Below are 26,170 nucleotides of genomic sequence, written 5' to 3'. Positions count from 1 at the left end.
GCGCATGCCTTCACCCGTGCCCTCGCCCATGCCGTCGTCCCCCGTCCCGTCGATGCCGGCAGCCATGCCCCAAGCCAAACACCCGGGGCGTGCCCGTGCCGTACGCGCCGACGTATTGACTAGTTATATTCAGCGGGTCAGGATGTGAATAACAGCAGCAACAATCAGCCGGACCCCGCAGCCGGGGAACCCATCCCTCAGGAGGCAGACCATGTCAGGACCCCGCCCGCCCGTCTCCCGCCACCACCCTCAAACGAGGCCCTACGGGCCGCCCCCTGGTGGTGTCCGAGCCCCGCGCGGTACGGAACTGAGCGCCCTGGGATGGCAGCAGGAGGCCGCGCTGCGGATGCTCCAGAACAACCTCGACCCCGAGGTCGCCGAGCACCCCGACAAGCTCGTCGTCTACGGCGGCACCGGAAAGGCCGCCAGGGACTGGCGCTCCTTCGACGCCATGGTCCGTACGCTGAGGACCCTCAAGGCGGACGAGACCATGCTCGTCCAGTCCGGGCGTCCGGTCGGTGTCATGCAGACGCACGAGTGGGCCCCGCGCGTGCTGCTGGCGAACTCCAACCTCGTCGGCGACTGGGCCAACTGGGAGGAGTTCCGCCGCCTGGAGGCCCTCGGCCTGACCATGTACGGCCAGATGACCGCCGGCTCCTGGATCTACATCGGCACCCAGGGCATCCTCCAGGGCACCTACGAGACCTTCGCCGCCGTCGCCGCGAAGAAGTTCGGCGGCACGCTCGCCGGGACGATCACCCTGACCGCCGGCCTCGGCGGCATGGGCGGCGCCCAGCCGCTCGCCGTCACCATGAACGACGGCGTGGCCATCTGCGTCGACTGCGACCCGCGCGCCATCGACCGCCGCATCGAGCACCGCTACCTCGACGTCAGGGCCGACTCCCTCGACCACGCCCTCCAGCTCGCCACCGAGGCCCGCGACCAGCGCAGGCCCCTGTCCATCGGCGTCCTCGGCAACGCCGCCGAGCTGGTCCCGCAGCTGCTCGCCATGGGCGCGCCCATCGACATCGTCACCGACCAGACCTCCGCCCACGACCCGCTGTCCTACCTGCCGCTCGGCGTGGACTTCGAGGACATGGCGGACGCCGCCGCCAAGGACCCGGCCGGCTTCACCACCCGCGCCCGCGAGTCCATGGCCCGGCACGTCGAGGCCATGGTCGGCTTCCAGGACGCCGGCGCCGAGGTCTTCGACTACGGCAACTCCATCCGCGGCGAGGCCCAGCTCGCCGGTTACGACCGGGCGTTCGCCTTCCCCGGCTTCGTCCCCGCCTACATCCGGCCGCTCTTCTGCGAGGGCAAGGGCCCCTTCCGCTGGGCCGCCCTGTCCGGCGAGGCCTCCGACATCGCCAAGACCGACAAGGCGATCCTGGAGCTGTTCCCGGAGAACGAGTCCCTGGCCCGCTGGATCAAGATGGCCGGTGAGCGCGTCCACTTCCAGGGCCTGCCCGCGCGCATCTGCTGGCTCGGCTACGGCGAGCGCGACAAGGCCGGCGAGCGCTTCAACGACATGGTCGCCGCCGGCGAGCTCCATGCGCCCATCGTCATCGGCCGCGACCACCTCGACTGCGGCTCCGTCGCCTCCCCGTACCGCGAGACCGAGGCCATGCTCGACGGCTCCGACGCCATCGCCGACTGGCCGCTGCTGAACGCCATGGTGAACGTGGCCTCCGGCGCCTCCTGGGTCTCCATCCACCACGGCGGCGGTGTCGGCATGGGCCGCTCCATCCACGCCGGCCAGGTCACCGTCGCCGACGGCACCCCGCTGGCCGGGGAGAAGATCCGGCGCGTGCTCACCAACGACCCCGGCATGGGCGTCATCCGGCACGTGGACGCCGGGTACGACATCGCCGAGTCGGTCGCCGGCGAGCGGGGCGTGCGCGTCCCGATGCGCGAGGGCGAGGAGCGTTGAGCTTCCACGGCATGTGGGCGGAGCTGCTGCCGGTCGGCCGCAGCTTCGCCTCCGGCGGCTACCGGCGCTTCGCCTGGACCGGAGCGGACGCGGAGTGCCGCGCCTGGTTCCGCGAGCAGGCCGAGTCGCGCGGGCTCGCCTACGAGGCCGACCGCAACGGCAACCAGTGGGCCTGGCTCGGGGACCCGGCCGCCGGTGACGCCGTCGTCACCGGGTCCCACCTGGACTCCGTGCCCGACGGCGGCGCCTTCGACGGACCCCTCGGCGTGGTCTCCTCCTTCGCCGCCCTCGACGAACTGCGCGCCAGGGGAGCGCGGTTCACCAAGCCCCTCGCGGTCGTCAACTTCGGCGACGAGGAGGGCGCGCGGTTCGGGCTCGCCTGCGTCGGGTCGCGGCTCACGGCCGGGCACCTCACCGTCGAGCAGGCGCACCGGCTGACCGACGCGGACGGCGTCACCCTGCCGAAGGCCATGGAGGCCGCCGGCTACGACCCCGAGGCCATCGGCCCCGACCCCGAGCGGCTCGCCCGCATCGGCGCCTTCGTGGAACTGCACGTCGAACAGGGCCGCGCCCTGGACCTCACCGGGGACGCGGTGGGCGTGGCCGGCGCCATCTGGCCGCACGGGCGCTGGCGGTTCGACTTCCGCGGCGAGGCCAACCACGCCGGCACGACCCGGCTGGTGGACCGCCACGACCCGATGCTGTCGTACGCCGAGACCGTGCTCGCCGCGCGCCGCGAGGCCGCACTCGCCGGCGCCGTCGCCACCTTCGGCAAGATCGCCGTGGAGCCGAACGGGGTCAACGCGATCCCGTCCCTGGTGCGCGGCTGGCTCGACTCCCGCGCCGCCGACCAGCCGACCCTGGACACCGTGGTCACCGGCATCGAGAAGGCGGCCCGCGAGTACGCCGCCGCGCACGGCGTCGACCTCGACGTGGTGCGCGAGTCCTTCACCCCGGTCGTCGAGTTCGACCACGCCCTGCGCGACGAGCTCGCCCGCATCCTGGGCACGGGCGGCGGGGACGGCAGGGACCGCGAGATACGGGTACCCGTCCTGGGCACCGGCGCCGGACACGACGCCGGAATCCTCTCCGGGAGCATCCCGACCGCCATGCTGTTCGTGCGCAACCCCACCGGCGTCTCGCACTCCCCGGCCGAGTTCGCGGCCGAGGACGACTGCGTGGCCGGGGTGCGCGCACTCGCCGACGTACTGGAAGGACTGGCCTGCACGTGACCCCCACCGAGCGGACACGGACGTACTGGCTGGAGCAGGCCTGGCTCGGCACGCACGTCGAGCCGGGCGTGGCCCTCGACGTGCACGACGGCCGCATCGTGGCCCTCCGCCCGGACGTGAGCGCCCCGCCGCCGGGCGCCGAGCCCCTGCGCGGCCTCACCCTGCCCGGCCTCGCCAACGCCCACAGCCACGCCTTCCACCGCGCCCTGCGCAGCACCGTCCAGGTCGGCTCGGGCACCTTCTGGACCTGGCGCGAGGTCATGTACGCCACCGCCGACCGGCTCACCCCGGAGAACTACCACGCGCTGGCCCGCGCGGTGTACGCGGAGATGGCGCTGGCCGGGATCACGGCCGTGGGCGAGTTCCACTACGTCCACCACGCCCCCGGCGGCACCCCGTACGCCGACCCCAACGTGATGGGCGAGGCCCTGATCGCGGCCGCCGCCGAGGCCGGCATCCGCATCACCCTCCTGGACACCTGCTACCTGTCCGCCGGCTTCGGGCAGCCTCCCGGCACCCACCAGCTCCGCTTCTCCGACGGGAGCGCCGAGGCCTGGGCCGAACGCTGTTCAGTTCTCAAGGAGCAGGATCACGCGCGGATCGGCGCCGCCGTGCACTCGGTGCGGGCCGTGCCCGCGCGGGAGCTGGCGACGGTGGCGCGGTGGGCCGAGGAGCGGCGGGCCCCGCTCCACGTGCACCTGTCCGAGCAGACCGCCGAGAACGACGCCTGCCTCCAGGCCCACGGATGCACCCCGACCCGGCTCCTCGCCGACCACGGCGTCCTCGGCCCGCGCACCACCGGCGTGCACAACACCCACCTCACCGGCGACGACATCGCCCTGCTCGGCGGCTCGGGCACCGGCACCTGCATGTGCCCCACCACCGAACGGGACCTGGCCGACGGCATCGGGCCCGCCGTCGCCCTCCAGCGCGCCGGCTCCCCGCTCAGCCTCGGCTCCGACAGCCACGCCGTCGTCGACGTACTCGAAGAGGCGCGCGCGATGGAGCTGGACGAACGGCTGCGCACCCGCAGCCGGGGCCACTGGACCGCCGCCGCCCTGCTGCGCGCGGCCACCGCGGACGGCCACGCGGCGCTCGGCTGGAGCGACGCGGGCAGCCTCGCCCCGGGCGCGCTCGCCGACTTCACGACGATCGCGCTGGACTCCGTCAGGACCGCGGGGACACTGCCCAGGCTGGGCGCCGAGACTGCCGTATTCGCGGCGACGGCGGCCGATGTGCGGCACACCGTCGTGGCCGGACGGCACGTCGTGCGCGACGGAGTCCACGCCCTCGTGCCCGATGTGCCGCGGGCGCTGAGCGCCGCCGTCGAAGCCCTGCGCGGCTGAATCCCACCGTCATCCCGAAGGACACGGACACCGACACCATGAGCAGCGCGAGCAGCAGCACCGGTGCGAGCACCGTCATCGACAACATCGCCACGCTGGTCACCAACGACCCCTCCCTCGGCGACGGTTCCCCTCTCGGTCTGGTCCGGGACGCGGCCGTCGTCATCGAGGGCGACCGGGTCGTGTGGACCGGTGAGTCAAGGAAAGCACCCGCCACTGACAACCGTGTCGACGCCGGCGGCCGCGCGGTGATCCCGGGCTTCGTCGACTCCCACTCCCACCTCGTCTTCGCGGGCGACCGCACCGAGGAGTTCAACGCCCGCATGTCCGGCCGCGCCTACAGCGCCGGCGGCATCCGCACCACCGTCGCCGCCACCCGCGCCGCCGGCGACGCGGAACTGGAGGCCAACCTCACCCGCCACCTCGCCGAGGCGCTGCGCCAGGGCACCACCACCTTCGAGACCAAGTCCGGCTACGGCCTGACCGTCGCCGACGAGTCCCGGGCCCTGCGCATCGCCGCCCGCCACACCGACGAGGTCACCTACCTAGGCGCCCACATCGTCTCCCCCGACTACGCCGGGGACCCGGCCGCCTACGTGGACCTGGTCACCGGCGAGATGCTGGACGCCTGCGCCCCGCACGCCCGCTGGATCGACGTCTTCTGCGAGAAGGGCGCCTTCGACGGCGACCAGGCCCGCGCGATCCTCACCGCGGGCAAGGCCAGGGGACTGCACCCGCGCGTCCACGCCAACCAGCTCTCCCACGGCCCCGGCGTGCAGCTCGCCGTCGAGCTCGACGCGGCCAGCGCCGACCACTGCACCCACCTCACGGACGCGGACGTGGACGCCCTGGCCAACAGCTCCACGGTCGCCACGCTGCTGCCGGGCGCCGAGTTCTCCACCCGCGCCCAGTGGCCCGACGCCCGCCGCCTCCTGGACGCCGGGGTCACCGTGGCCCTGTCCACCGACTGCAACCCGGGCTCGTCGTACACCTCGTCGGTGCCGTTCTGCGTCGCGCTCGCCGTGCGGGACATGGGCATGACGCCGGACGAGGCGCTGTGGTCGGCGACCGCGGGCGGCGCCGCCGCCCTGCGCCGCACCGACGTCGGCCGTCTCGCCCCCGGCGCCCGCGCCGACCTCGCCGTCCTCGACGCCCCGAGCCACGTCCACCTGGCCTACCGCCCGGGCGTCCCCCTGGTCACCCAGGTCTGGCGCCGGGGCGTACGCGAGGTCTGACCGGCGCCACGCGCGGACCGGACCCCGCCGACAGGTCCGTCAGGCCCGTCCGGCCCGCGTCGGCCGCTACAGATCCGTCGGGTGCGTCCGGCCCGTCAGGCCGCCCCCGCCTGCCATCGCTGTGCCGTGCCGCCGGTCAGGGGGTCGAAGGACAGGCTGCCGTCCGAGTGGGGGGTGAGGCCGGTCTCGAGGGCTATCGCCGGGCGGATCACGCCGTCCGGGTCGACGGTGAAGGTGAGGTTCCGGCCGTTCCTGCCGTCGACCGAGTCGCAGTGCCAGATGCCGACGCCGTTGTCCACGGAGCCGCGGCTGTCCAGGCAGAAGTCGGGGTCCGCGGCCGACTGCACGACCCCGCGTGAGGCGTCCACCCGCCAGCGCTGGGTGCCGGCCGAGCCGCAGGGCTCCAGGTCCACGTCCGTGCCGTTGTCGAAGTCGCCCGCCACGTCCAGGCAGCGGCCCGTGGCCACGTTGACCACCTGCGCGTAGGAGGCGCCCGGCGGATACGGCGTGGGCGACGGCGTCGGGGTGGGCGTCGGCGCCGGACGGGCCGTACGGCTCGGGCGCGGCTCGGGGTTCGGCGAGGGCGGCCGGGAGGTGGCCGAGGGGGAGGGCGTCACCGTGGGGCCGGGCACCGTCGCGGTGACCGTGACCCGCGGCGCCGGTGCGGGCGGGGTGGTGACCGCGCCCGCCGAGCGCTGGGACCGCGTACCGCCGCTGGAGGTGAGCGCGAAGATCAGGAAGGGCGCGAGCGCCACGCCGAGCGCCGCCGAGGCCAGCATGTAGCGCCGGGACGGCGGCCACGCGGAGGTCCGGCCCCCGGCCCGGGCCCTCGTCGACCGCGAAGCCGTCCCGGTGCCGTCCGCGTCCGGGCCGCCGGTCCCGGCCCCGCCCCCTCCGCCGCCCTTCCCCGGTCCCGCGCCGGTGCCGTCGGCCGGCCCCACCCCGGCCGGTCGCAGGCTGACGTAGGCCGCGCCGGCCCAGGGCAGCAGGCCCTCGGCGAGGGCGGTGCGCGGGTGGTCGCGCAGGGCGGACTGCTCCTCGAACGCGGCCGTGCAGTGCCCGCAGTAGGCCATGTGCGCCTGGAGATCGATGCTGGTACGGGGGTTCTCCGGCCGTACCGACTCCTCGATCAGACGGCGGAAGTCGCCGCAGCGAGGGTCGTCGGAGGCGGCGAGGCGGGTCCGCAGACACGCCTGGGCCATGGCCTGGAGCGCCCGCGGGGTCTCGTGGACGACGTCCTGCCGGGTCACCCCGAGGTACGCGGCCGTCCGCTCCTCGGACTCCTGCTCCACGACCCGGTACCAGATCAGGCCCTGGGCGCGCAGCGGCAGCGACTGGAAGGCCCCGAGCAGCGGCGGTACGGGCCCCTCGCCGCCGGCCGTGTTCAGCACGAGCAGCAGCCCGGAGTCCAGGCCGCCGGACCGGCCGTCCCGCGCCCACGACGCGGCCAGGCGCCCCGTCAGCAGCAGGAGCTGCAGGCGCACCGGGACGCCCTGGTCCACCCCGCGGGCCGTCTCGCGCGCGGCGAGCGTGAACGCCTGCGCCGCGAGCTGCGCCGCCGCCGAGTCGCTCGCCGTGCACCTGCGTGCGTAGGCGAGGACGCGGGGTCGGTGGCGGGCACGCAGTTCCCGCAGCGCCGGATAGACCATCGGGGAGCCGGCGCGCAGCAGCGCGGTCAGACGCGCGTCGGACGCGTTCGTCCCGCAGTCCGCTCCTTCGCCGCCCGTGTCCCCGGACTCGGCCTCGTCGCCGGTCCCGTCGGCCCGAGCCATCCACCCGCCTCCTCGTGCCCCCGGCCGGGCTCCCAGTCCTGACGTACCGGCCAGTTTGGGGGGTGACCCTAGTGGTGCGGGGCGGAGGCGGAAAAGGGGTTCCCGCGGGTAACCGGGGGGTCCGTCCGGCGCCGTTCAGGGGCGGGGACGGACACCTCGTGTCACACCGGTCATTCCTCGAGGGTCAGTCCCCGGCGCAGCCGCACCAGGGTCCGGGAGAGCAGCCGCGAGACGTGCATCTGCGAGATGCCGAGCTCCTCGCCGATCTCCGACTGGGTCATGTTGGCGACGAACCGCAGGGAGAGGATCTGCCGGTCCCGGGAGGAGAGCCCGGCGATCAGCGGCTTCAGCGACTCGACGTACTCGATGCCCTCGAGCCCGTGGTCCTCGTAGCCGATGCGGTCCGCCAGCGCGCCCTCGGAGTCGTCCTCCTCGGGCTGGGCGTCCAGCGAGGACGCGGTGTACGCGTTGGAGGCGGCCATGCCCTCCACGACCTCGTCGTTGCTCAGGCCGAGGTGCTCGGCGAGCTCCGCCACCGTCGGGGCGCGGTCCAGCCGCTGGGCCAGCTCGTCGCCGGCCTTGGCGAGGTCGAGCCGCAGTTCCTGGAGCCGGCGCGGGACGCGCACCGACCACGAGGTGTCGCGGAAGAAGCGCTTGATCTCACCGATGATGGTTGGCATCGCGAAGGTGGGGAACTCCACACCACGCGAGAGCTCGAAGCGGTCGATCGCCTTGATCAGGCCGATCGTGCCGACCTGGATGATGTCCTCCATCGGCTCGCTGCGGGAGCGGAAGCGGGAGGCGGCGAACTTGACCAGGGCGAGGTTGAGTTCGACGAGCGTGTTGCGGACGTACGAGTACTCGTGGCTGCCTTCCTCGAGGGACTCCAGCCGCTCGAAGAGGGTCTTGGACAGCGCCCGGGCGTCGTCCGGGGCCACTTCGTCGTACGGGGGGATGTCCGGGAGGCCGGCCGGGGCGCCGGTCCAGCCCGCCGGGTATGCCGACGTCGCCCTCCGGGTATGCGATGCGTCGAGCCGGGGTGACATGATGTCCTCCATCGTTCTCGGCATATGGCTGCCGAAGCCAGTTCGTGCACTGCGGTGTGCGGCGCCTCCAAAGCCGGCCGTGTCGGGTACGTGTCTCTACTAGCCCTACCCGCTTTCCCAACACCACCGCAAGTGCGTTATGTGTGGGTATGTCCGTTTGTGTGCGGTTGTTCGGGTGTCGGAGTGGTGTGGGAAGGGCGTAGTGTTCGAGGGCGTCAGTCAGGCAGCCAAGACCCCGGGAGAGAGAGACGGCATGGACCGCGGGACGGTCGGCAGCGCACAGTCGGGCCGACTTCTGGTCGAGGTGCGGCAAGAGGGCTCCAGTGCCGTGGTGACGCCGGCGGGTGAGCTCGATCACCACACGGCCGACCTGCTGCGCGAGCCGCTGGAGGAGTGCCTCGACAAGGGGCGGTCGCGGCTCGTGGTGGACTGCTCGCGCCTGGAGTTCTGCGACTCCACCGGGCTGAACGTACTGCTGGGCGCGCGGCTGAAGGCCGAGGCGGCCGGCGGGGGCGTGCACCTCGCCGGGATGCTTCCGGTGGTGGCGCGCGTGTTCGAGATCACAGGGGCGGACGCCGTCTTCAGTGTGCACGACACACTCGAGGACGCCCTGGCCGACGAGACCGGCTGAGCCGGACTCGCGGGCCGACGACGTGTCTCCTCCGTACCTCCCCGACCGGCACCCGCCGGGCGTGGGGCCCCGTGTGCCGAAAACGGGGGTGTCCGGGCGGATCGGTCGGGCAGGAGACATGCTGTGAACGGATCGGCGGCCAGAACGGGATCCGGGCAGCGGCCGAACGGCGTGGGTGCCGGCGTACGTACCTCGTACGTACGCGGTGGCGCGTGCAGCGGCGGGCGCGGCGGCGGCGCGTGCGCGGCGTGCGCGGTGACATGTGTAGAGACTTCTGAATCGTGAACTGGTGAATCGGTGAGGTGAAGCGCTGATGAGCACCACCCGGCCCTACTCGCCGGGCGACCGCGGCCCGGAGCCCAGCGGCGCTTCTGGGGCGTCCGAAGGGGACACGCCGGGGACAGCGGTGTCCGCCGGGGGTGCGCCGACCGCGCCCGCGGCGTCGTCGGGGGGTCGTCAGGTCCGCAGACTGAGCTTCGACGGCGAGAGCGGCGTCGTGCCGCTCGCCCGCGACTTCACCCGGCAGGCGCTGTACGCGTGGGGCTGGCTGCCCGCCGCGACCGCCGACCGGCGGGCCGCGGCGGAGGACGTGCTCCTCGTGGTCTCCGAGCTGGTCACCAACGCCTGCCTGCACGCCGAGGGACCCGAGCAGCTGGAGATCACCTGCGACCGCAAGGTGATCCGCCTGGAGGTGTCCGACCGCGGCACCGGCCAGCCCGCACCGCGCACCCCGCACCGCGCGGGCCGTCCCGGCGGCCACGGCATGTTCATCGTCCAGCGCCTGTGCCTGGACTGGGGAGTGGTCCGCACCCCCGGCGTGGCCGGCAAGAAGGTCTGGGCGGAGCTCGGCGCACCGGCGTAGGTCCCCGGCGAATCGTCCCGCCCCGGGCCGGTCGCCCCGGGGCGGCCGCCCCGCCTCGGGTTACCCGCGGTCACTCTTTCACCCGGCCTTTCCCTTCCGCGCTCCGGATCCCCACGGATCCGGGGCGCATCGTGTCTTCCCTCGGCAAGGCCCCGGGCGTACCTTGACGGCCGATCTGATGTGCCGTCAGGAACGAGGTGGCCCGTGCCGAACCAGAAACGAACCGCCGCGCTCGTGTCCGCCGCGGCCCTGGCCGGCTCGGCGGTGCTGCTCAGCGCCCCCACGGCGCGGGCCGACGTCGTGGACGTCGACTACCGCTGCCAGACGCCGATCGGCGTCAAGAGCGCCGTCTCGCCCATCGACATCAAGGGCGTGCGCGGTGGCGGCGGCTACCGCATCACCATGTCCTGGCAGAAGGGCGTCTCCTCCAGCCCGGTCGAGCTGGGCAAGGGCGCGATGAACCCGAGCGCCACCATCCGGCTGGGCGGCGCGGACAGCGGCACCCTGTCGGTGACGGGCCCGGCGAACCAGGCCGCCATCCCCGCCAACACCCCGATAAAGATCAACGACCTGAGCGGCACCTACACCCCGCGCAAGACGGGCAAGGTGACCTTCACCGCGGGCGTTCTCACCATCAAGGCCCTCGGTACGACGACCACGTGCTCCCCGACCAACAGCCCCGGTCCGTCGCTCACCCTCGGCGTCACGGCGGCGGGCGGCCCGGGCGGCTCGGGTTCGGCCTCGGGCGGCTCGGGCTCGCGCGGATCCGCCGGAAGCGCGCAGGGCGGCGCCGGATCCGGCGGGCAGCTGCCGCAGACCGGCCCCGAGGACTCCGCCGTCGCCCTCGGCACGTTCGGCGGCACCGTGCTGCTCGCCGGCGCGGCGGGCGCGCTGTGGCTGACCCGGCGCGGCCAGCCGGCGGCCCGCGCACGCCGCTGACATCCCCGACGAGGCACGAGTGCCGGAGCCGCCGATGCCGTCCACCGCCCGCGTCCCGCACCCGTCCCGGGTGCTCCGCCTGTTCCGCCTGCCGATCCTCTCGATCGCCGGAGCGGTCGCCGGAGCGGTCGCCGCGGCCGTCCCGGCGACCGCGGCCACCGGGACCCCGGCCGCGGCCGGACCGGGCTGGTCCCTGGCTCCGGCGGGCGGCGGCCGCCCCGCGTTCTACGCCGAGGGCGCCCCCGGCACCGTCCTCCAGGACGCGGTCTCGGTCACCAACCGGGGCGCCGCACCGGTCACGGTACGGCTGCGCGGCACCGGCCTGCCGGTCGTCCCGGCCCGCACCGAGATACGGGTGCCCGCCCGCACCCGCGCCGACGCGCCGTTCACGATCACTGTGCCCGGCACCGGGGCGCCCGGCGACCTCGCCGGGACGATCGGCGCGCTCGACGGCGACGGCCACCGCGCGACCGTGCGCATCAGACTGCGGGCCGCCGGACCGGCGCTGGCCGCGCTGACCGTCGAACACGTGGCCGTGCGCGGTGACCGCATCACGTACGAGCTGGTCAACCGGGGTACGACGGTCCTCGCACCGCGCCTTGCCGTGCACGCGCGGGGCGTCCTCGGCACGGTCCTGGACCGGGCCCCGCGCGCCCTGCCCGTCAGGCTGGAGCCGGGCCGCCGGCTGCGGCTGAGCGAGCCGTGGCCCGGCCGGCCCGCGCTGGACGCGGTGCGGGTGCGGCTGACGGTGACCGCCCCCGGCGGCGCGCACGACACGACGGGCACGTCCGCGTGGTTCGTGCCGTGGGGACCGCTGGCGGCAGGCACCGGCGGGGGCGCGGCGCTGGCGGGCGGCGCGCTGTTCACCGTACGACGGCGCGGGCGCCGTCGGCCGGGCCGCGCGGAGGACGGCGAACCGGCGCCCGCGCGAGCCGAGTTGACGGGAGCGGCGAGGTGAACGGCGGGCCGCGCACCTCGCGGGGACTCACGGCCGTACTGGTGCTGCTCGCGCTGTTCCTGGCGCCCCTCGCGGGCCCCGCGGCGGCCGCCGGGGGACCGAGTGTCACGCTGTCCGCCTCCCAGGCGGGAACCGGGGGCTCGATCACCGTCACGGGCAGCGGCTGGCGGCCGCGCACCCTGCTGATGCTGCTGATCTGCGGGCGGTCCGTGCCGTCCCGTGGCGTCATCGGCGGCACCAACTCCTGCGCCAACGCCGACGGCCGGGCCGTCACCACCGACGCGGGCGGCCGGTTCCAGCGCCGGCTGCCCGTGGCCGAGCCGCCGGTGCCCTGCCCCTGCGTGGTGCACGTGGCCACAGTGACCGGCACGCGGGCCGACGCCGACGCGATCTTCCAGGTCGCCGGGCACGCCGTGGAGCCGCTGCCCGCCGAAGTGACCGGCGAGGGGCGGCTGTCGATCCTGAGCGACACGGAACTCGACGGTTCCAGCGGGCTGCTGACCTGGTTCGGGGCGCCGCCCTCCCGCACCCTCGCCTTCACCGTGGGCAATGTCGGGCCGACCACGGTGAAGGACCCCGTCTTCCAGGTCGGCACCTCCCACGCCGTCTTCGCCCCGCAGTGGGACGACCAGCGGTGGCGCGGCACGATCCCGCCCGGCGGCAGGGCGCGGGTCACGCTTCCCGTGGAGCTGTCCGCCGGGGCGCACGGCGACTACACCGTCTCGCTCAGGTACGGCGGCCGGGTGCTGGCCGAGCAGCCGTGGGGCGTGGGCCGTCCCTGGGGTGTGACGCTGTTCTGGGTCCTGCTGGGCCTGGTCGTGCCGGGCGCGCTGTTCCGCGCCGGGATGGCCGTGGTGGACCGGGTACGCCCGCATCGCCTCCGTTCCCGCCCGATCGAGCCGGGACCGGGCCGGACCCTGGGCCCACGGTCGCTCGCGGCGTTCGCGTCCCGCCTCACCGCGCCGGCCCCGCGCCCGGCACGCTCGCGTACCGCCGGGGACGGCTCCCCCACCTCGACCCTGCCGTGGTTCACCCCGGACTCCGATCCGGGCGCCGCCGGCCGGCTCTCCGCACCGCACCACACCACCCCGACGAGCCGCGCGGGCCGCGAGGACCCCACCGACCCCGCGGCTCCCACCAGGAAGGGACCCACGTGAGAACGCGAAGGAGAGTCACCCCGGCCTGCCTCGCGCTGGCGCTCGGCGGGGCCGGCGCCCTGCTCGGCCTGGGCGCCGGTACGGCCCAGGCCGCCGAGGTCTCGTACAGCACCGAGTGCGTCCCGCCGGCCATCTCCGGTCTGCCGCCGGTGGAGGGCACCACCAAGGTGCAGATCACCGCGCCCGCCGAGGCCAAGGTCGGCGACGAGGTGACGGTCACCTGGAAGTTCGTCCAGGCGGCCGCCAAGAACCCGGACGTCCTCGACCTGGGCAAGGACACCGTCAAGCCGACCGGCACCCTCAGGGCGGCCGGGGCGCAGACGGCGTCCGTGGCCATGGAGGGCCCGCGCTCCAACCCGCCCATCCCGAAGAACAGCGACATGAAGCTGTCCGACATGACGGGGAAGCTGAAGCTGACGGCGGCGGGGGAGGTGACGCTGACGCCGGACGCGTACGACATCAACGTCAGCCGGCCGATCTCCACGGACACCAAGTGCTCCCCGAAGGAGGCCGTGCAGCCGGGCGCGACCATCAAGGTGACGGACGCGAGCGGCGGCGGACCGGGCGGCGGCAGCGGCTCCCCGGCCCCCACTCCGACACCGACCCCGACCCCGACGGTCACCTCCCCGTCGCCCGCCCCCAGTGACACGGGCGGCGGTGGCCCCACCGACTTCAAGGGCAAGGAGGTCCAGGTCCCCTACCAGTGCAAGACGCCCATCGGCGACAGGAACGCGGTCTCGCCCGTGCAGGTCGACGCGAAGAGGAGCGGCGGTGACTTCGGCCTCACCGTGCGGTTCAAGAAGTCGGTGATGAACAGCCCCGCCGACATCCCCGCGGGCTCCGTGAAGCCCTCCATGGAGGTCGTCCTGGGCGGCGCCGACAAGGGCACGGTGCACGTGGCCGGCCCGGCCAACGCGGCGCCCATCAAGTCCGGCGACCCCATCGAGATCCCGGACCTGACGGGCACGTACAAGCCCGGCGCGAGCGGCCGTTCGACCCTCTCGCCCGGCGTCCTGACCATCGAGGCCCTCGGCACGACCACGACCTGCACCCCCGCGAGGACCGAGGACTCCCTGACCCTGGACACCACCGGGCAGCCGGGCGGAGCCTCCGGCGGCCAGTCGACCGGCGGCTCGACCGGCGGCTCGGCCGGCGGCGCAGCGTCCGGCAGCAGCGGCGGCGGTACGTCGTCCGGCGGCGGCCTCGCGCAGACCGGCGCCGACGACCACGGCGCCCTCAAGGCCCTCGGCCTGGTCGCGGGCACCGCGATCCTGCTCGGCGGGGCCGTGTTCACGCTGATGCCGCGCCGCCGCGGCCGTTAGCCGGCACGTCCCGGATACGGCCGGAGGGCCACCGCGTCCGAGGGGATGCGGTGGCCCTCCGTGGGCTCGGCGGGACGCGGGTGCGTCAGTGCACGTCGCCCATGAGCTCCTTGACCTTCCCGCGGTACATCCACACCGCGGCGCCGGCGAGCACCGCGAGGGCGGCCTCCAGGGTCACGATGCCCGTCTTGTTGAGGTCGACGCCGGCGATGGAGAGCAGGCCCGTCGTGGCGTCACCGGCGGTGACGGCCAGGAACCAGACGCCCATCATCTGGGAGGCGTACTTGGCGGGCGCCATCTTCGTGGTGACCGACAGACCCACCGGGGAGAGGGTCAGCTCACCGACGGTCTGGACGAAGTAGATCGCCACCAGCCACATCGCGGCCGCCTTGTGACCGCCGTCGGCGATCGCCAGCGGGGCGAGGAAGAGGAAGAAGGACGCGCCGATCAGCACCAGGCCCATCGCGAACTTGACCGCGGTGCTCGGCTCCTTGCCGCGCCGGGCCAGCGCCAGCCACGCCCAGGCGAAGACCGGGGCCAGCGCCATGATCATGACCGGGTTGACCGACTGGTACCAGGAGACCGGGAAGTTCCAGCCGAAGATCGTGTTCTTCGCCGAGGAGTCGGCGAACAGGGACACGGTCGAGCCGCCCTGGTCGTAGATCATCCAGAACACGGCGGCGGCGACGAAGAACCAGATGTACGCCGTCATCTTCGACTGGTCCGCGCGGTCGAGGTCCTTGTCCCGCTTGATCCGGGCGATCACCAGGACCGGGATGACCAGGCCGGCGACGGTGATCGGGACCAGCAGCCAGTTCAGGGTGTAGACGCCGGAGAAGCCGACGATCGCGTAGAAGACGACCGCGACGCCCGCCCACAGGGCGGCCTTCATCAGCGTGGCGCGCTTCTGCTCGGCGGTCAGCGGGGTCGGGACGACGTCCGAGCGGGAGCTCAGGTGGCGGGTGCCGAGCAGGAACTGGGCCAGGCCCACCGCCATGCCGACCGCGGCGAGCGCGAAGCCGAAGTGCCAGTTGACGTTCTCGCCGACGGTGCCGATGACCAGCGGGGCGGCGAAGGCGCCCAGGTTGATGCCGATGTAGAAGAGCGTGAAGCCGCCGTCACGGCGCGGGTCGTCCGGGCCGTCGTAGAGGTGGCCGACCATCGTGGAGATGTTGGCCTTCAGCAGACCGGAGCCGATCGCCACCAGGCCGAGACCGGCGAAGAACGTGCCGGCGGTGGGCAGGGCCAGCGTCAGGTGGCCCAGCATGATGACGGTGCCCGCGACGGCGACCGTCTTGCGGGGGCCGAGGACCCGGTCCGCGAACCAGCCGCCGGGCAGGGCGAGCAGGTACACGAGCGAGAGGTACACCGAGTAGATCGCGGTCGCGGTGGCCGCGTTCATGTGCAGGCCGCCCGGTGCCACCAGGTACAGCGGGAGCAGGGCCTTCATGCCGTAGTAGGAGAAGCGCTCCCACATCTCGGTCATGAAGAGGGTGGCCAGGCCGCGGGGGTGGCCGAAGAAGGTCTTCTCGGAGCCGGGGGTGTCCGGTGAGACCGAGTCCTTCGTCAGGCTGGACGCCATGGTCGTTCCTTGCTGGTCGGGACGCGCTGCGATGAGCGGATGCGCGCCCGGTGGGGGGCGGCCGGCACCGGCGGGACCGTGCGTCCACCCCACGCCCAGGGGGAGTCCGCCTCCGGATCACGGAAGCGGCGGACGGCGGTCACCGGGATCCACGCCTCGCGTCCGCGTCGATGCGCGAACGAGGCCCGGCCCTAGGTCATTCCTTTCCAAGGCCGACGGCAGCCGGCCCGCACACGAAGAGGACCCTCAGCGCCGAGTGAGCGCCGAAGGTCCGCTGTGTGCTAGAGGCGTTCAACTCACCATACGGCAGGACACTGCCGGATATGGAAGGACTTGAGACACGGATCACAGGAAACGGAGGAACCCCGCAACCGATTTCGAAGGTGTATTCAAGGATCGCATCCCTGCCCCATTGGTTCGGACCACCGCGGGGCCGCGGGCGGGGAAGGAGTGGTGAAGGTTCCCGTCACCAGGCGGGAAGGTAAGAGGGTCCGCGTGATCACACCGCAGCACCACCCCAGCAGGCGGCACGGTCGGACTACCATCACCCCATGACCCGTGTACTGCTCGCCGAGGACGACGCGTCCATCTCGGAGCCGCTGGCCCGCGCACTGCGCAGGGAAGGTTACGAGGTCGAGGTGCGTGAGGACGGACCCACCGCGCTCGACGCCGGAATGCAGGGCGGTGTCGACCTGGTCGTGCTGGACCTCGGCCTGCCCGGCATGGACGGCCTGGAGGTCGCCCGCCGGCTGCGTGCCGACGGTCACACCGTACCCATCCTCATCCTGACCGCGCGCGCCGACGAGGTGGACACCGTCGTCGGCCTGGACGCGGGCGCCGACGACTACGTCACCAAGCCCTTCCGGCTGGCCGAGCTGCTCGCCCGGGTCCGGGCCCTGCTCCGGCGCGGCGCCGCCGAACCGCAGCAGCCGCCCGCCACGCACGGCGTGCGCATCGACGTCGAGTCCCACCGCGCCTGGATGGGCGAGGAGGAACTCCAGCTCACCGCCAAGGAGTTCGACCTCCTGCGGGTGCTGGTGCGCGACGCCGGCCGGGTGGTCACCCGCGACCAGCTGATGCGCGAGGTCTGGGACACCACCTGGTGGTCGTCGACCAAGACGCTCGACATGCACATCTCCTGGCTGCGCAAGAAGCTCGGCGACGACGCGGCCAACCCCCGCTACATCGCGACCGTACGGGGCGTGGGCTTCCGCTTCGAGAAGAGCTGAGCCCGGCCGGGCTCCCGTCAGGTAAGAGGTCATGCGCCGTCGACTGATCCAGTCCACGCTCGCCGTGGTGCTCGTCGTGATCGCCGTCTTCGGCGTCTCCCTGGTGATCGTGGAGACCCGCACGATCAGCAACAGCGCCCAGGAGCGCGTCGACTCCGAGGCGCTGCGGCTGGCCAGCATCGTCGACAGCCGCCTGCTCGGCGCGGAGACGGTGAACGCGGACGTCCTGCGCGACCAGGTGGCCGCCGGCCAGTACGCGGTGATCACCCTGTCCGGGCAGCAGCCCATCCAGGTCGGCGACAAGCCGTCCGGCGAGGTCATCCACTCCACCGCCAAGGGCGAGCAGGGCGAGACCGTGCGCATGGAGGAGCCCCGCTCCTCGGTGACCCGCGAGGTCGGCCGCACCCTGCTGATCATCGGCCTCGTCGCGCTGCTCGCCGTGGTGGCCGCGGTGCTGCTCGCCATCCGCCAGGCCAACCGGCTCGCCTCCCCGCTGACCGACCTCGCCGAGACCGCCGAGCGCCTCGGCTCCGGCGACCCGCGCCCCCGACACAAGCGCTACGGCGTCCCGGAGCTGGACCGCGTCGCCGACGTGCTGGACTCCTCCGCCGAGCGCATCGCGCGGATGCTCACCGCCGAGCGGCGCCTGGCCGCCGACGCCTCCCACCAGCTGCGCACACCGCTGACCGCGCTGTCGATGCGCCTGGAGGAGATCACCCTCACCGACGACCCGGACACGGTGAAGGACGAGGCGAACGTCGCGCTCACCCAGGTCGAGCGGCTGACGGACGTGGTGCAGCGGCTGCTGACGAACTCCCGCGACCCGCGCACCGGCTCCGCCGTCTCCTTCGACCTGGACGAGGTCATCCAGCAGCAGATCGCCGAGTGGCGGCCCGCCTACCGCAGCGCCGGCCGGGCGATCGTCAGCTCGGGCAAGCGGCACCTGCGGGCCGTGGGCACCCCGGGCGCGGTCGCCCAGGTGCTGGCCGCGCTGATCGAGAACTCCCTCATGCACGGCGGCGGAACGGTCGCCCTGCGCACCCGCGTCACCGGCAACCAGGCGGTCGTGGAGGTCACCGACGAGGGCCCAGGGGTCCCCGCCGACCTGGGCGCCCGCATCTTCGAGCGCACGATCAGCGGCCGCAACTCGACCGGGATCGGCCTGGCCGTCGCCCGCGACCTCGCGGAGGCCGACGGCGGCCGGCTCGAACTGCTCCAGGCGCAGCCGCCGGTCTTCGGCCTGTTCCTCTCGCGGACCCCGCCGCTGAAGCGGACGCCGGACGAACTGCCCACGGTCCGCTGACCGCGGCCGCGGCGGGCGGGCGCCGCTCCCGGTGGACCGGACCCGCACCCGCACCCGGACCTGCTAGCGGAAGACCTTCGGGCGGGGCTTGGCCGGCGACGCCGCCAGGATCGACTCCGCGTTCGCCACCGTGTCCCGCGACGGCAGCGCCCGGAAGACCCAGCTGCGGTAGGACCAGAAGCGGAACAGGGTGGCGATGCCGATGCCGAGGAACTTGAAGACGTTGCTCTGCAGCGGGCTGTCCCAGCCGAAGCCGTACGTCGCCAGGTACAGCACGCCGTTCTCGATCACCAGGCCGACCACGCTGAACAGCAGGAACAGCGTGAGTTCCTTGGTGCGGCCGCTCTTGTCGCGGTCCCGGTAGGTGAAGTAGCGGAAGCCGATGTAGTTGAAGACGATCGACACGACCGTCGCGATCACGCTCGCCCGCACCACCTGCAGCCCGGTCACGTGGCGTACCAGGTTGAACACCAGCAGGTTGACGAGGAGCCCCGCACCGCCCACCGCGCCGAACTTGGCGATCTCGCGCCACAGCCGCCCGATACGGCGGCGCAGCGCGCCGCCCGGTGCGGCGGACGCCGCTCGAAGCCCCGAGGAACCCTGTTCCATGGCCGTGCAGGCCCCCGTCCGGTCGGTTTCGTCAACCCCGCCATGCTAACCAGCGGGCGGGTCCCGCGCCTGTGGACCTGCCATGAGCTGGGAAACGGATCGGGAAGAGTCACGGAAAAGGCTGGAAAGAGACCTGGAAACCACCGGTAAGAAGGCGCTCGCGCACGCCGGGCGGGCCGGTCGCGCGGCGTGCGCGGGGGACGGAATCCGGCCGGACTGGCGCGGCCGATACCCTAGGAGCGTGACGTTCCCGGTAGTCGGCATGGTCGGCGGGGGCCAGCTCGCTCGTATGACACACGAGGCGGGCATCCCGCTCGGCATCAGGTTCAAGCTCCTCAGTGACACCCCCCAGGACTCGGCGGCGCAGGTCGTGAGCGATGTCGTCATCGGCGACTACCGCGACCTGGAGACGCTGCGCGCCTTCGCGCGGGGCTGTGACGTGATCACCTTCGATCACGAGCACGTCCCCACCGAGCACCTGCGGGCCCTGGAGGCGGACGGCATCCCCGTGCGCCCGGGCCCCGACGCGCTCGTGCACGCCCAGGACAAGGGCGTGATGCGCGCGCGGCTCGACGCGCTCGGCGTGCCCTGCCCGCGGCACCGGATCGTGAGCGGTCCGGCCGACGTGGCGGCCTTCGCGGCCGAGCTCGAAAGGGGCGGGCACGAAGTGCCCTCGGACAAGGGCGGTGGTGGGCGACGGGCGGGCGGATTCCCGGTCGTCCTCAAGACCGTGCGCGGCGGCTACGACGGCAAGGGCGTGTGGCTCGTCGGCTCCGAGGAGGAGGCCGCCGAGCCGTTCCGCGCCGGCGTGCCCGTCCTCGCCGAGGAGAAGGTCGACTTCGTGCGCGAGCTCGCCGCCAACGTCGTGCGCTCGCCGCACGGCCAGGCCGTGGCCTACCCGGTGGTGGAGTCGCGTCAGGTGGGCGGCGTCTGCGACACCGTGATCGCCCCGGCCCCCGGCCTGGACGACGACCTCGCGCTGCACGCCGAGCAGATGGCGCTGCGCATCGCCCAGGAACTCGGCGTGGTCGGCCACCTCGCGGTCGAGCTGTTCCAGACCCGCGACGGACGCGTCCTCGTCAACGAGCTGGCGATGCGGCCGCACAACTCCGGCCACTGGTCGATGGACGGCGCGATCACCTCGCAGTTCGCCAACCACGTCCGCGCCGTCCTCGACCTGCCGCTCGGCGACCCGCGCCCGCGCGCCAAGTGGACGGTCATGGTCAACGTGCTCGGCGGCGACTTCCCCGACATGTACTCCGCGTACCTGCACTGCATGGCCCGCGACCCCCAGCTGAAGATCCACATGTACGGCAAGGACGTGAAGCCCGGCCGCAAGGTCGGCCACGTCAACACCTACGGCGACGACCTGGACGACGTGCTGGAGCGCGCCCGTCACGCAGCCGGCTACCTGAGAGGCACCATCACCGAATGAGCCCAGTTGTTGGCATCGTCATGGGGTCGGACTCCGACTGGCCCGTCATGGAGGCCGCCGCGAAGGCGCTCGACGAGTTCGAGATCGCGTACGAGGTCGACGTCGTCTCCGCGCACCGCATGCCGCGCGAAATGATCACCTACGGCGAGCAGGCGGCCGAACGCGGACTGAAGGCGATCATCGCCGGTGCGGGCGGCGCCGCCCACCTGCCCGGCATGCTCGCCTCCGTCACCCCGCTGCCGGTCATCGGCGTGCCCGTGCCGCTGAAGTACCTCGACGGCATGGACTCGCTGCTGTCGATCGTGCAGATGCCGGCCGGCGTCCCGGTGGCGACCGTCTCCGTCGGCGGTGCCCGCAACGCCGGACTCCTGGCCGCCCGTATCCTCGCCGCCCACGACGAGGAACTCCTCGGCCGCATGCGCGAGTTCCAGCAGGACCTGAACGACCAGGCCACCGAGAAGGGCAAGCGGCTGCGCGCCAAGGCCGAGGGCACCGGCGGCTTCGGTTTCGGCACGGGGAAGTGAGCGCGGTGAGCTCCCTGGAGCGGACGCGGGCACTGCTGCGCGAGTTCCCCGTCGTCGACGGCCACAACGACCTGCCCTGGGCCCTGCGCGAGCAGGTCCGCTACGACCTGGCCGCCCGCGACATCGCCGGCCCGCAGGACGCCCACCTGCACACCGACATCCCGCGCCTGCGCGAGGGCGGCGTCGGCGCGCAGTTCTGGTCGGTGTACGTCCGCGCCGACCTGCCCGACCCGGTGCCGGCGACGCTGGAACAGATCGACTGCGTACGGCAGTTGCTCGACCGCTACCCGGCCGACCTGGCGCCCGCGCTGACCGCCGCCGACATGGAGGCGGCACGCGCCGAGGGCCGTATCGCCTCCCTGATGGGCGCCGAGGGCGGCCACTCCATCGCCGACTCCCTCGGCACCCTGCGCGGCCTCTACGCGCTCGGCGTGCGCTACCTGACGCTCACCCACAACGACAACGTGGCCTGGGCGGACTCCGCGACCGACGAGCCGCGCGTGGGCGGTCTGTCGGCCTTCGGCCGCGAGGTGGTCGCGGAGATGAACCGCCTCGGCATGCTGGTCGACCTGTCCCACGTGGCCGCGACGACCATGCGGGACGCCCTCGACGCGAGCGCCGCGCCGGTGATCTTCTCGCACTCCTCCGCGCGGGCCGTGTGCGACCACCCGCGCAACATCCCGGACGACGTACTGGAGCGGCTGCCCGCCAACGGCGGCGTCGCGATGGTGACCTTCGTACCGAAGTTCGTCCTCCAGGCCGCCGTCGACTGGACGGCCGCCGCGGACGAGAACATGCGCGCGCACGGCTTCCACCACCTCGACACCACCGCCGAGGCCATGAAGGTCCACCGCGCCTTCGAGGAGCGCAACCCGCGCCCCGTCGCCACCGCCGCCACGGTCGCCGACCACCTCGACCACATGCGCGAGGCCGCCGGCATCGACCACCTCGGCATCGGCGGCGACTACGACGGCACCGCGTTCACCCCCGACGGGCTGAACGACGTCTCCGGCTACCCCAACCTGATCGCCGAACTCCTCGACCGCGGCTGGTCGAGGGCCGACCTGGCCAAGCTGACCTGGCAGAACGCGGTACGGGTGCTGGGCGCCGCCGAGGACGTGGCCCGCGATCTGCGGGCCACGCGCGCGCCCTCCAACGCCACGATCGAGCAGCTCGACGGCTGACCCGCGCGGGTGGGGCGTCCGGCGCCGGGCGCCCCGGCTCCGGTACCCCCGAACGCCCCACCCACCAGGAAGCACCCCCGGCTCCGTGCGACGGTGACCGTACCGCGCTCACGACCGCGTCCACGACGCGGTCCCGACGTACGTACGGAGCACGCCATGGCCGACCTCCAGGACGACCTGCACGCGACGCCCGGGGTCGACGGCCTGGACGACCTCGACGAACTCGGTGAGCTGGTCGAGGACCCCTTCGCGGCGACGCCGTACACCCCCGACGCCGCACCCCTGGAGCGCGCCCGCGCACTGCTCGCCGCCCACCCCGTCGCCGACGGCTACTGCGGGCTGCCCTGGGCCCTCAGACGCCTGCCCTGGTACGACCTCGAACTGGGCGAGAGCGACCTGGACACCGACGTGCCCCGACTGCGGGAGGGCGGCGTCGGCGCCGTGTTCTGGTCGCTGCACCTGCCCGAGGGGCTGGCCGGCGACCGCGCCGTGGGCGCCACCCTCGAACAGCTGGACCTGGTCCGCACGGTCGTCGCCGCCCACCCCGAGGGGCTGCGCCTGGCGCACACCGCCGGCGAGGTCGCCGACGTCCGCTACTGCGGCCGCGTCGCCGTGCTGCTCGGGCCCGCCGGAGCCGGCGCGCTCGGCGACAGCCTCGGCATCCTGCGCTCCCTGCACGCCCTCGGCCTGCGGGTGCTCACCCTGTCCGGCGCCTCCTGGGCGAGCGAGGCGGGGCTCACCCGCTTCGGCGAGGAGGTGATCCGGGAGATGAACCGGCTGGGCGTGATCGCCGACCTGTCCGGCGCCTCCGAACAGACCGTGCGCCGCGCCCTCGCCGCATCCCGGGCGCCCGTGCTGTGCGCGCGCTCGGCCGCCCGCGCCCTGCGCCCCCACCCGGCCAACCTCCCCGACGACCTGCTCGCCGGGCTGGGCGCCGCCAAGGGCCTGTGCCTGGTGCCGATGACCGCCGAGCAGACCGGGCCCTCGCTGCGTGACGTCGCCGACCACCTCGACCACGTCCGCGCCCTCGCCGGCCCCGAGTGCGTCGGCCTGTCGGGCACGTACGACGCCGGCACCGCGCACCCCCGCGAACTGCCCGACGCCACCGGCTACCCGCACCTGATCGCCGAACTCCTGCGCCGCGGCTGGCCCGAGTCCGACGTGGCCCTGCTGACCTGGGGCAACATCCAGCGCGTCCTGCGCACCGCCGACTTCACGGCACGAGCCGCCCGGCAGCGCCGGGCCCCCTCCACGGCCCGGATCGCCGAACTGGACGGCTGACCCCGCCGGGTGCGGATCCTCAGCAGGCGCACAGACAGAACGGGTGCCCGGCCGGATCCGCGTAGACCCGGAATGTGCGCTCGCGGTCCCCGGTGTCCAGCGGCCGTGCGCCGAGCGCGAGGACACCCTTCTCGGCCGCGTCCAGGTCCTTCACGACGAGGTCCAGGTGGAACTGCTGCGAGTGGTCGGCGGCGGGCCACCGCGGCGGGACGAACCCGGGGGCGGCCTGGAACGCCAGCGCCTGTCCGCCCGGCACCTTCAGGTCCACCCAGTCGCCCTCACCCTCCACGGTTCCGCCGAGGACCTCGGCGTAGAACCCGGCGAGCGCGCGCGGGTCGGGACAGTCCAGTACGACGACACCCAGTTCGGCCAGAGCCATGACTTCCTCCAGTGACGGTCGGGGTTGCTGATTGCCGGTTACCTGTAGGAGCCAGCAACCAGTAACCGTTACCTGATACTCCCGTAGAGCCGGTAACGACGCAACCGGATTGGGGAGGTACCGTCACTGACATGAGTGAGCGATCGCCCGCACCGGGGGGCCTGGCTCTCGTCGAGTCCCTGGTGAACACGCTGGACATCGAGACGGGCGCCGACTCCCTCGACACCGCGGACGGCAGGGCGCGCTTCGGGATCGCCGAGGAGGAACTGCCGCTCGCCCGCGAACTGCGCGAGTCGCTGCGCGCCACGCTGCTCGCGCACGCCGGCCACCCGCCGCACGGCGAGGTCACCCCCCTCGGGCGGCTGCTGGCGGGCGCCCCGCTGGTCCTGGACGTCGACGAGCGCGACGGCTCGGCCGCCCTCGCCCCCGCCGACGGCGGCACCCTGCTCTCACGGGTCGCAGCCGCGGTCGCCCAGGCACTCGTCGAGGACACCTGGACCCGGCTGAAGGCGTGCGAGGCCGACACCTGCCACTGGGCGTACTACGACCGCAGCCCGGCCGGACGCGGCCGCTGGTGCTCGATGCGGGTGTGCGGGGCGCGCGCCAAGATGCGCCGCTACCGCGCGAAGGAAGCGTGAACTCACAGGAGGTTCACCACCGCGCCGCCGCGCCGTGGTGCAGAATGCGTGAAGACGCCGGTTCGGCCGACTGAGCCTCGGCCGAACCGGCGTCACCCGCGAAGAGACCGCGCGGGCGCCGGAAGAGACCGCGCAGGCGCCGGGGCGGGCGCCCTCAGGCGGTCGGGCGCCCCATCGCGCGGTACGTCCAGCCGGCGCGCCGCCACAGCTCCGCGTCCAGCGCGTTGCGCCCGTCCAGGATCAGCCGGGAGGCCACCGCCCCGCCCAGCTCGGCCGGGTCCAGCTCCCGGAACTCCCGCCACTCCGTCAGGTGCAGCACCACGTCCGCGCCCCGCACCGCCTCCAGCGCGGAATCGGCGTAGCCGAGCGTCGGGAACACCCGCCGGGCGTTCTCCATGCCCTTGGGGTCGTACACCGTGACCTGGCCGCCCTGGAGATGGATCTGCCCCGCCACGTTGAGGGCGGGCGAGTCGCGCACGTCGTCCGAGTCGGGCTTGAAGGTCGCGCCGAGCACCGCGACCCGCTTGCCCAGGAACGGGCCGCCGCCCAGCGCCTGCCGGGCCAGCTCCACCATCTGCCCGCGCTGGCGCATGTTGATCGAGTCGATCTCGCGCAGGAACGTCAGCGCCTGGTCCGCGCCCAGCTCACCGGCGCGCGCCATGAAGGCCCGGATGTCCTTGGGCAGACAGCCGCCGCCGAAGCCGATCCCGGCGCGCAGGAACTTGGCCCCGATCCGGTCGTCGTACCCGATCGCCTCGGCCAGCCTGGCCACGTCGCCGCCCGCGGCCTCGCACACCTCGGCCATGGCGTTGATGAAGGAGATCTTCGTGGCGAGGAAGGAGTTGGCGGAGGTCTTCACCAGCTCCGCGGTGGGGAAGTCGGTGACCACGAAGGGGGAGCCCTCGCCGATCGGCGCCGCGTACACCTCGCGCAGCAGCTTCTCGGCCCGCTCGCTGCGCACGCCGACCACGATCCGGTCGGGGTGCAGGGTGTCCTGGACGGCGAAGCCCTCGCGCAGGAACTCCGGGTTCCAGGCCAGCTCGGCGTCCTCGCCGGCGGGCGCGAGCTCGGCGATCGTCCGGGCCAGCCGGTCGGCCGAGCCCACCGGCACGGTCGACTTGCCGACGACCAGGGCGGGGCCGGCCAGGTGCGGGGCGAGCGAGGTGACCGCGGAGTCGACGTAGGACATGTCGCAGGCGTACTCGCCGTGCTTCTGCGGGGTGTTCACGCAGACGAAGTGGATGTCGCCGAAGGCGCCCACCTCGGCCCAGTCCTGGGTGAAGCGCAGCCGCCCGGTGGAGCCCTCGATCCCCGCCACGTGCCGGCGCAGCAGCTCCTCGAGACCCGGCTCGTACATCGGGACCTCGCCCCGGCGCAGCATCTCGATCTTCTCGGGCACGACGTCGAGACCGAGCACCTCGAACCCCATCTCGGCCATGGCCGCGGCGTGCGTCGCGCCGAGATAGCCGGTGCCGATCACGGTGATCTTGAGGCTCATGGGTGCTCCAGGAGGGACGATGGTAATGCGGTGCCGAGCATATCCGGGGCGTGCGCGGGGCCTTCGCCGGGCGATGTC

At 73.5% G+C, this 26,170-nt stretch carries 23 protein-coding genes; 17 read left to right on the top strand and 6 right to left on the bottom strand.

What is annotated here, in order from left to right; all coding sequences use genetic code 11:
- Positions 1-211 precede the first annotated feature (211 nt).
- The 4 genes from hutU to hutI are packed head-to-tail and all read left to right on the top strand — an operon-like array spanning position 212 to position 5,743.
- The gene (gene hutU, locus IE217_RS30665) at positions 212-1,930 is read left to right on the top strand and encodes a urocanate hydratase (RefSeq protein ID WP_190181223.1); all 1,719 of its coding nucleotides are present in this window, start codon (positions 212-214) and stop codon (positions 1,928-1,930) included.
- Entirely contained in the window at positions 1,927-3,162 is a 1,236-nt protein-coding gene (locus tag IE217_RS30660) for an allantoate amidohydrolase (RefSeq protein WP_190181222.1), read from the top strand. Before hutU ends, IE217_RS30660 begins: the two co-directional genes overlap by 4 nt.
- Positions 3,159-4,508 (top strand): formimidoylglutamate deiminase, encoded by a 1,350-nt coding sequence (locus tag IE217_RS30655; RefSeq protein WP_190181221.1) that lies wholly within the window; start codon positions 3,159-3,161, stop codon positions 4,506-4,508. The genes IE217_RS30660 and IE217_RS30655 overlap by 4 nt, the downstream gene beginning before the upstream one ends.
- Positions 4,509-4,546: 38 nt before the next feature.
- Entirely contained in the window at positions 4,547-5,743 is a 1,197-nt protein-coding gene (hutI, locus tag IE217_RS30650) for an imidazolonepropionase (protein WP_190181220.1), read from the top strand.
- A gap of 95 nt (positions 5,744-5,838) precedes the next feature.
- On the opposite strand, the gene IE217_RS30645 is transcribed toward hutI, so the two are convergent.
- On the bottom strand, positions 5,839-7,515 hold the full coding sequence (locus tag IE217_RS30645) for an RICIN domain-containing protein (protein WP_190181219.1): 1,677 nt from the start codon (positions 7,513-7,515) through the stop codon (positions 5,839-5,841).
- A 170-nt stretch (positions 7,516-7,685) separates the two neighbouring features.
- Positions 7,686-8,573, bottom strand: a complete 888-nt coding sequence (locus IE217_RS30640) for an RNA polymerase sigma factor SigF (protein ID WP_190181218.1) — start codon at positions 8,571-8,573, stop codon at positions 7,686-7,688.
- A 241-nt stretch (positions 8,574-8,814) separates the two neighbouring features.
- On the opposite strand from IE217_RS30640, the gene IE217_RS30635 reads away from it, so the two are divergent.
- The 6 genes from IE217_RS30635 to IE217_RS30610 all read left to right on the top strand — a co-directional run bounded on the left by IE217_RS30635 (position 8,815) and on the right by IE217_RS30610 (position 14,430).
- Positions 8,815-9,192 carry an STAS domain-containing protein gene (locus tag IE217_RS30635; protein WP_030164158.1) on the top strand — a complete coding sequence of 126 codons (378 nt, stop codon included), beginning with the start codon at positions 8,815-8,817 and terminating at the stop codon, positions 9,190-9,192.
- A gap of 313 nt (positions 9,193-9,505) precedes the next feature.
- A complete protein-coding gene (locus IE217_RS30630) occupies positions 9,506-10,054 on the top strand; it encodes an ATP-binding protein (RefSeq protein ID WP_190181217.1) in 549 nt (182 codons plus the stop codon).
- Positions 10,055-10,258: 204 nt separating this feature from the next.
- Positions 10,259-10,993, top strand: coding sequence for an LPXTG cell wall anchor domain-containing protein (locus IE217_RS30625; protein ID WP_190181216.1), 735 nt, complete (start codon positions 10,259-10,261; stop codon positions 10,991-10,993).
- Positions 10,994-11,027: 34 nt separating this feature from the next.
- On the top strand, positions 11,028-11,951 hold the full coding sequence (locus tag IE217_RS30620) for a COG1470 family protein (RefSeq protein ID WP_229865701.1): 924 nt from the start codon (positions 11,028-11,030) through the stop codon (positions 11,949-11,951).
- Positions 11,948-13,108, top strand: coding sequence for a hypothetical protein (locus IE217_RS30615; protein WP_190181215.1), 1,161 nt, complete (start codon positions 11,948-11,950; stop codon positions 13,106-13,108). Before IE217_RS30620 ends, IE217_RS30615 begins: the two co-directional genes overlap by 4 nt.
- Positions 13,105-14,430 (top strand): hypothetical protein, encoded by a 1,326-nt coding sequence (locus tag IE217_RS30610; protein WP_190181214.1) that lies wholly within the window; start codon positions 13,105-13,107, stop codon positions 14,428-14,430. Before IE217_RS30615 ends, IE217_RS30610 begins: the two co-directional genes overlap by 4 nt.
- 85 nt (positions 14,431-14,515) lie before the next feature.
- On the opposite strand, the gene IE217_RS30605 is transcribed toward IE217_RS30610, so the two are convergent.
- The gene (locus IE217_RS30605; protein WP_190181213.1) at positions 14,516-16,012 is read right to left on the bottom strand and encodes an oligopeptide:H+ symporter; all 1,497 of its coding nucleotides are present in this window, start codon (positions 16,010-16,012) and stop codon (positions 14,516-14,518) included.
- Between the two features lie 551 nt (positions 16,013-16,563).
- Between IE217_RS30605 and IE217_RS30600 the strand changes: the two genes are divergently transcribed.
- Together IE217_RS30600 and IE217_RS30595 are read left to right on the top strand one after the other, a co-directional pair.
- Complete coding sequence (locus IE217_RS30600; RefSeq protein WP_053661516.1) at positions 16,564-17,241, top strand: response regulator transcription factor; 678 nt, start codon at positions 16,564-16,566, stop codon at positions 17,239-17,241.
- 31 nt (positions 17,242-17,272) lie between these two features.
- Positions 17,273-18,544 carry a sensor histidine kinase gene (locus IE217_RS30595; protein WP_190181212.1) on the top strand — a complete coding sequence of 424 codons (1,272 nt, stop codon included), beginning with the start codon at positions 17,273-17,275 and terminating at the stop codon, positions 18,542-18,544.
- A 63-nt stretch (positions 18,545-18,607) separates the two neighbouring features.
- On the opposite strand, the gene IE217_RS30590 is transcribed toward IE217_RS30595, so the two are convergent.
- Positions 18,608-19,153: a GtrA family protein gene (locus IE217_RS30590; RefSeq protein ID WP_190181211.1), complete on the bottom strand. Its 546-nt coding sequence runs from the start codon at positions 19,151-19,153 to the stop codon at positions 18,608-18,610.
- A 241-nt stretch (positions 19,154-19,394) separates the two neighbouring features.
- Between IE217_RS30590 and IE217_RS30585 the strand changes: the two genes are divergently transcribed.
- From IE217_RS30585 to IE217_RS30570, 4 genes are all read left to right on the top strand, one after another.
- Complete coding sequence (locus IE217_RS30585; RefSeq protein ID WP_190181210.1) at positions 19,395-20,588, top strand: 5-(carboxyamino)imidazole ribonucleotide synthase; 1,194 nt, start codon at positions 19,395-19,397, stop codon at positions 20,586-20,588.
- Positions 20,585-21,112, top strand: a complete 528-nt coding sequence (purE, locus tag IE217_RS30580) for a 5-(carboxyamino)imidazole ribonucleotide mutase (protein WP_190181209.1) — start codon at positions 20,585-20,587, stop codon at positions 21,110-21,112. Before IE217_RS30585 ends, purE begins: the two co-directional genes overlap by 4 nt.
- A gap of 5 nt (positions 21,113-21,117) precedes the next feature.
- Positions 21,118-22,296, top strand: coding sequence for a dipeptidase (locus IE217_RS30575; protein ID WP_190181208.1), 1,179 nt, complete (start codon positions 21,118-21,120; stop codon positions 22,294-22,296).
- Between the two features lie 156 nt (positions 22,297-22,452).
- Positions 22,453-23,577, top strand: coding sequence for a dipeptidase (locus IE217_RS30570; RefSeq protein ID WP_190181207.1), 1,125 nt, complete (start codon positions 22,453-22,455; stop codon positions 23,575-23,577).
- Positions 23,578-23,596: 19 nt separating this feature from the next.
- Here the strand turns inward: IE217_RS30570 and IE217_RS30565 are convergent, their stop codons facing one another.
- Positions 23,597-23,956 (bottom strand): VOC family protein, encoded by a 360-nt coding sequence (locus IE217_RS30565; RefSeq protein ID WP_190181206.1) that lies wholly within the window; start codon positions 23,954-23,956, stop codon positions 23,597-23,599.
- A 131-nt stretch (positions 23,957-24,087) separates the two neighbouring features.
- Here IE217_RS30565 and IE217_RS30560 point away from each other — a divergent pair, with 131 nt between their 5' ends.
- Positions 24,088-24,594: a CGNR zinc finger domain-containing protein gene (locus tag IE217_RS30560; protein WP_190181205.1), complete on the top strand. Its 507-nt coding sequence runs from the start codon at positions 24,088-24,090 to the stop codon at positions 24,592-24,594.
- Positions 24,595-24,748: 154 nt separating this feature from the next.
- Here IE217_RS30560 and IE217_RS30555 read toward each other — a convergent pair whose 3' ends face one another.
- Positions 24,749-26,092, bottom strand: a complete 1,344-nt coding sequence (locus IE217_RS30555) for a UDP-glucose dehydrogenase family protein (RefSeq protein ID WP_190181204.1) — start codon at positions 26,090-26,092, stop codon at positions 24,749-24,751.
- Positions 26,093-26,170 lie beyond the last annotated feature (78 nt).

It is taken from the genome of Streptomyces naganishii JCM 4654, assembly GCF_014650575.1.
GTDB lineage: Bacteria > Actinomycetota > Actinomycetes > Streptomycetales > Streptomycetaceae > Streptomyces > Streptomyces naganishii.
This window is presented reverse-complemented; position numbering and strand designations above follow the sequence as displayed.

Excerpts from the sequence above, each read along its gene's own strand:
- IE217_RS30595 (WP_190181212.1), top strand. The coding sequence starts at position 17,273 with ATGCGCCGTCGACTGATCCAGTCCACGCTCGCCGTGGTGCTCGTCGTG.
- IE217_RS30620 (WP_229865701.1), top strand. The coding sequence starts at position 11,028 with ATGCCGTCCACCGCCCGCGTCCCGCACCCGTCCCGGGTGCTCCGCCTG.
- IE217_RS30555 (WP_190181204.1), bottom strand. The coding sequence starts at position 26,092 with ATGAGCCTCAAGATCACCGTGATCGGCACCGGCTATCTCGGCGCGACG.
- IE217_RS30635 (WP_030164158.1), top strand. The coding sequence starts at position 8,815 with ATGGACCGCGGGACGGTCGGCAGCGCACAGTCGGGCCGACTTCTGGTC.
- IE217_RS30560 (WP_190181205.1), top strand. The coding sequence starts at position 24,088 with ATGAGTGAGCGATCGCCCGCACCGGGGGGCCTGGCTCTCGTCGAGTCC.
- hutI (WP_190181220.1), top strand. The coding sequence starts at position 4,547 with ATGAGCAGCGCGAGCAGCAGCACCGGTGCGAGCACCGTCATCGACAAC.
- IE217_RS30590 (WP_190181211.1), bottom strand. The coding sequence starts at position 19,153 with ATGGAACAGGGTTCCTCGGGGCTTCGAGCGGCGTCCGCCGCACCGGGC.
- IE217_RS30630 (WP_190181217.1), top strand. The coding sequence starts at position 9,506 with ATGAGCACCACCCGGCCCTACTCGCCGGGCGACCGCGGCCCGGAGCCC.
- IE217_RS30640 (WP_190181218.1), bottom strand. The coding sequence starts at position 8,573 with ATGGAGGACATCATGTCACCCCGGCTCGACGCATCGCATACCCGGAGG.
- IE217_RS30570 (WP_190181207.1), top strand. The coding sequence starts at position 22,453 with ATGGCCGACCTCCAGGACGACCTGCACGCGACGCCCGGGGTCGACGGC.
- hutU (WP_190181223.1), top strand. The coding sequence starts at position 212 with ATGTCAGGACCCCGCCCGCCCGTCTCCCGCCACCACCCTCAAACGAGG.
- IE217_RS30605 (WP_190181213.1), bottom strand. The coding sequence starts at position 16,012 with ATGGCGTCCAGCCTGACGAAGGACTCGGTCTCACCGGACACCCCCGGC.
- IE217_RS30645 (WP_190181219.1), bottom strand. The coding sequence starts at position 7,515 with ATGGCTCGGGCCGACGGGACCGGCGACGAGGCCGAGTCCGGGGACACG.
- IE217_RS30600 (WP_053661516.1), top strand. The coding sequence starts at position 16,564 with ATGACCCGTGTACTGCTCGCCGAGGACGACGCGTCCATCTCGGAGCCG.
- purE (WP_190181209.1), top strand. The coding sequence starts at position 20,585 with ATGAGCCCAGTTGTTGGCATCGTCATGGGGTCGGACTCCGACTGGCCC.
- IE217_RS30565 (WP_190181206.1), bottom strand. The coding sequence starts at position 23,956 with ATGGCTCTGGCCGAACTGGGTGTCGTCGTACTGGACTGTCCCGACCCG.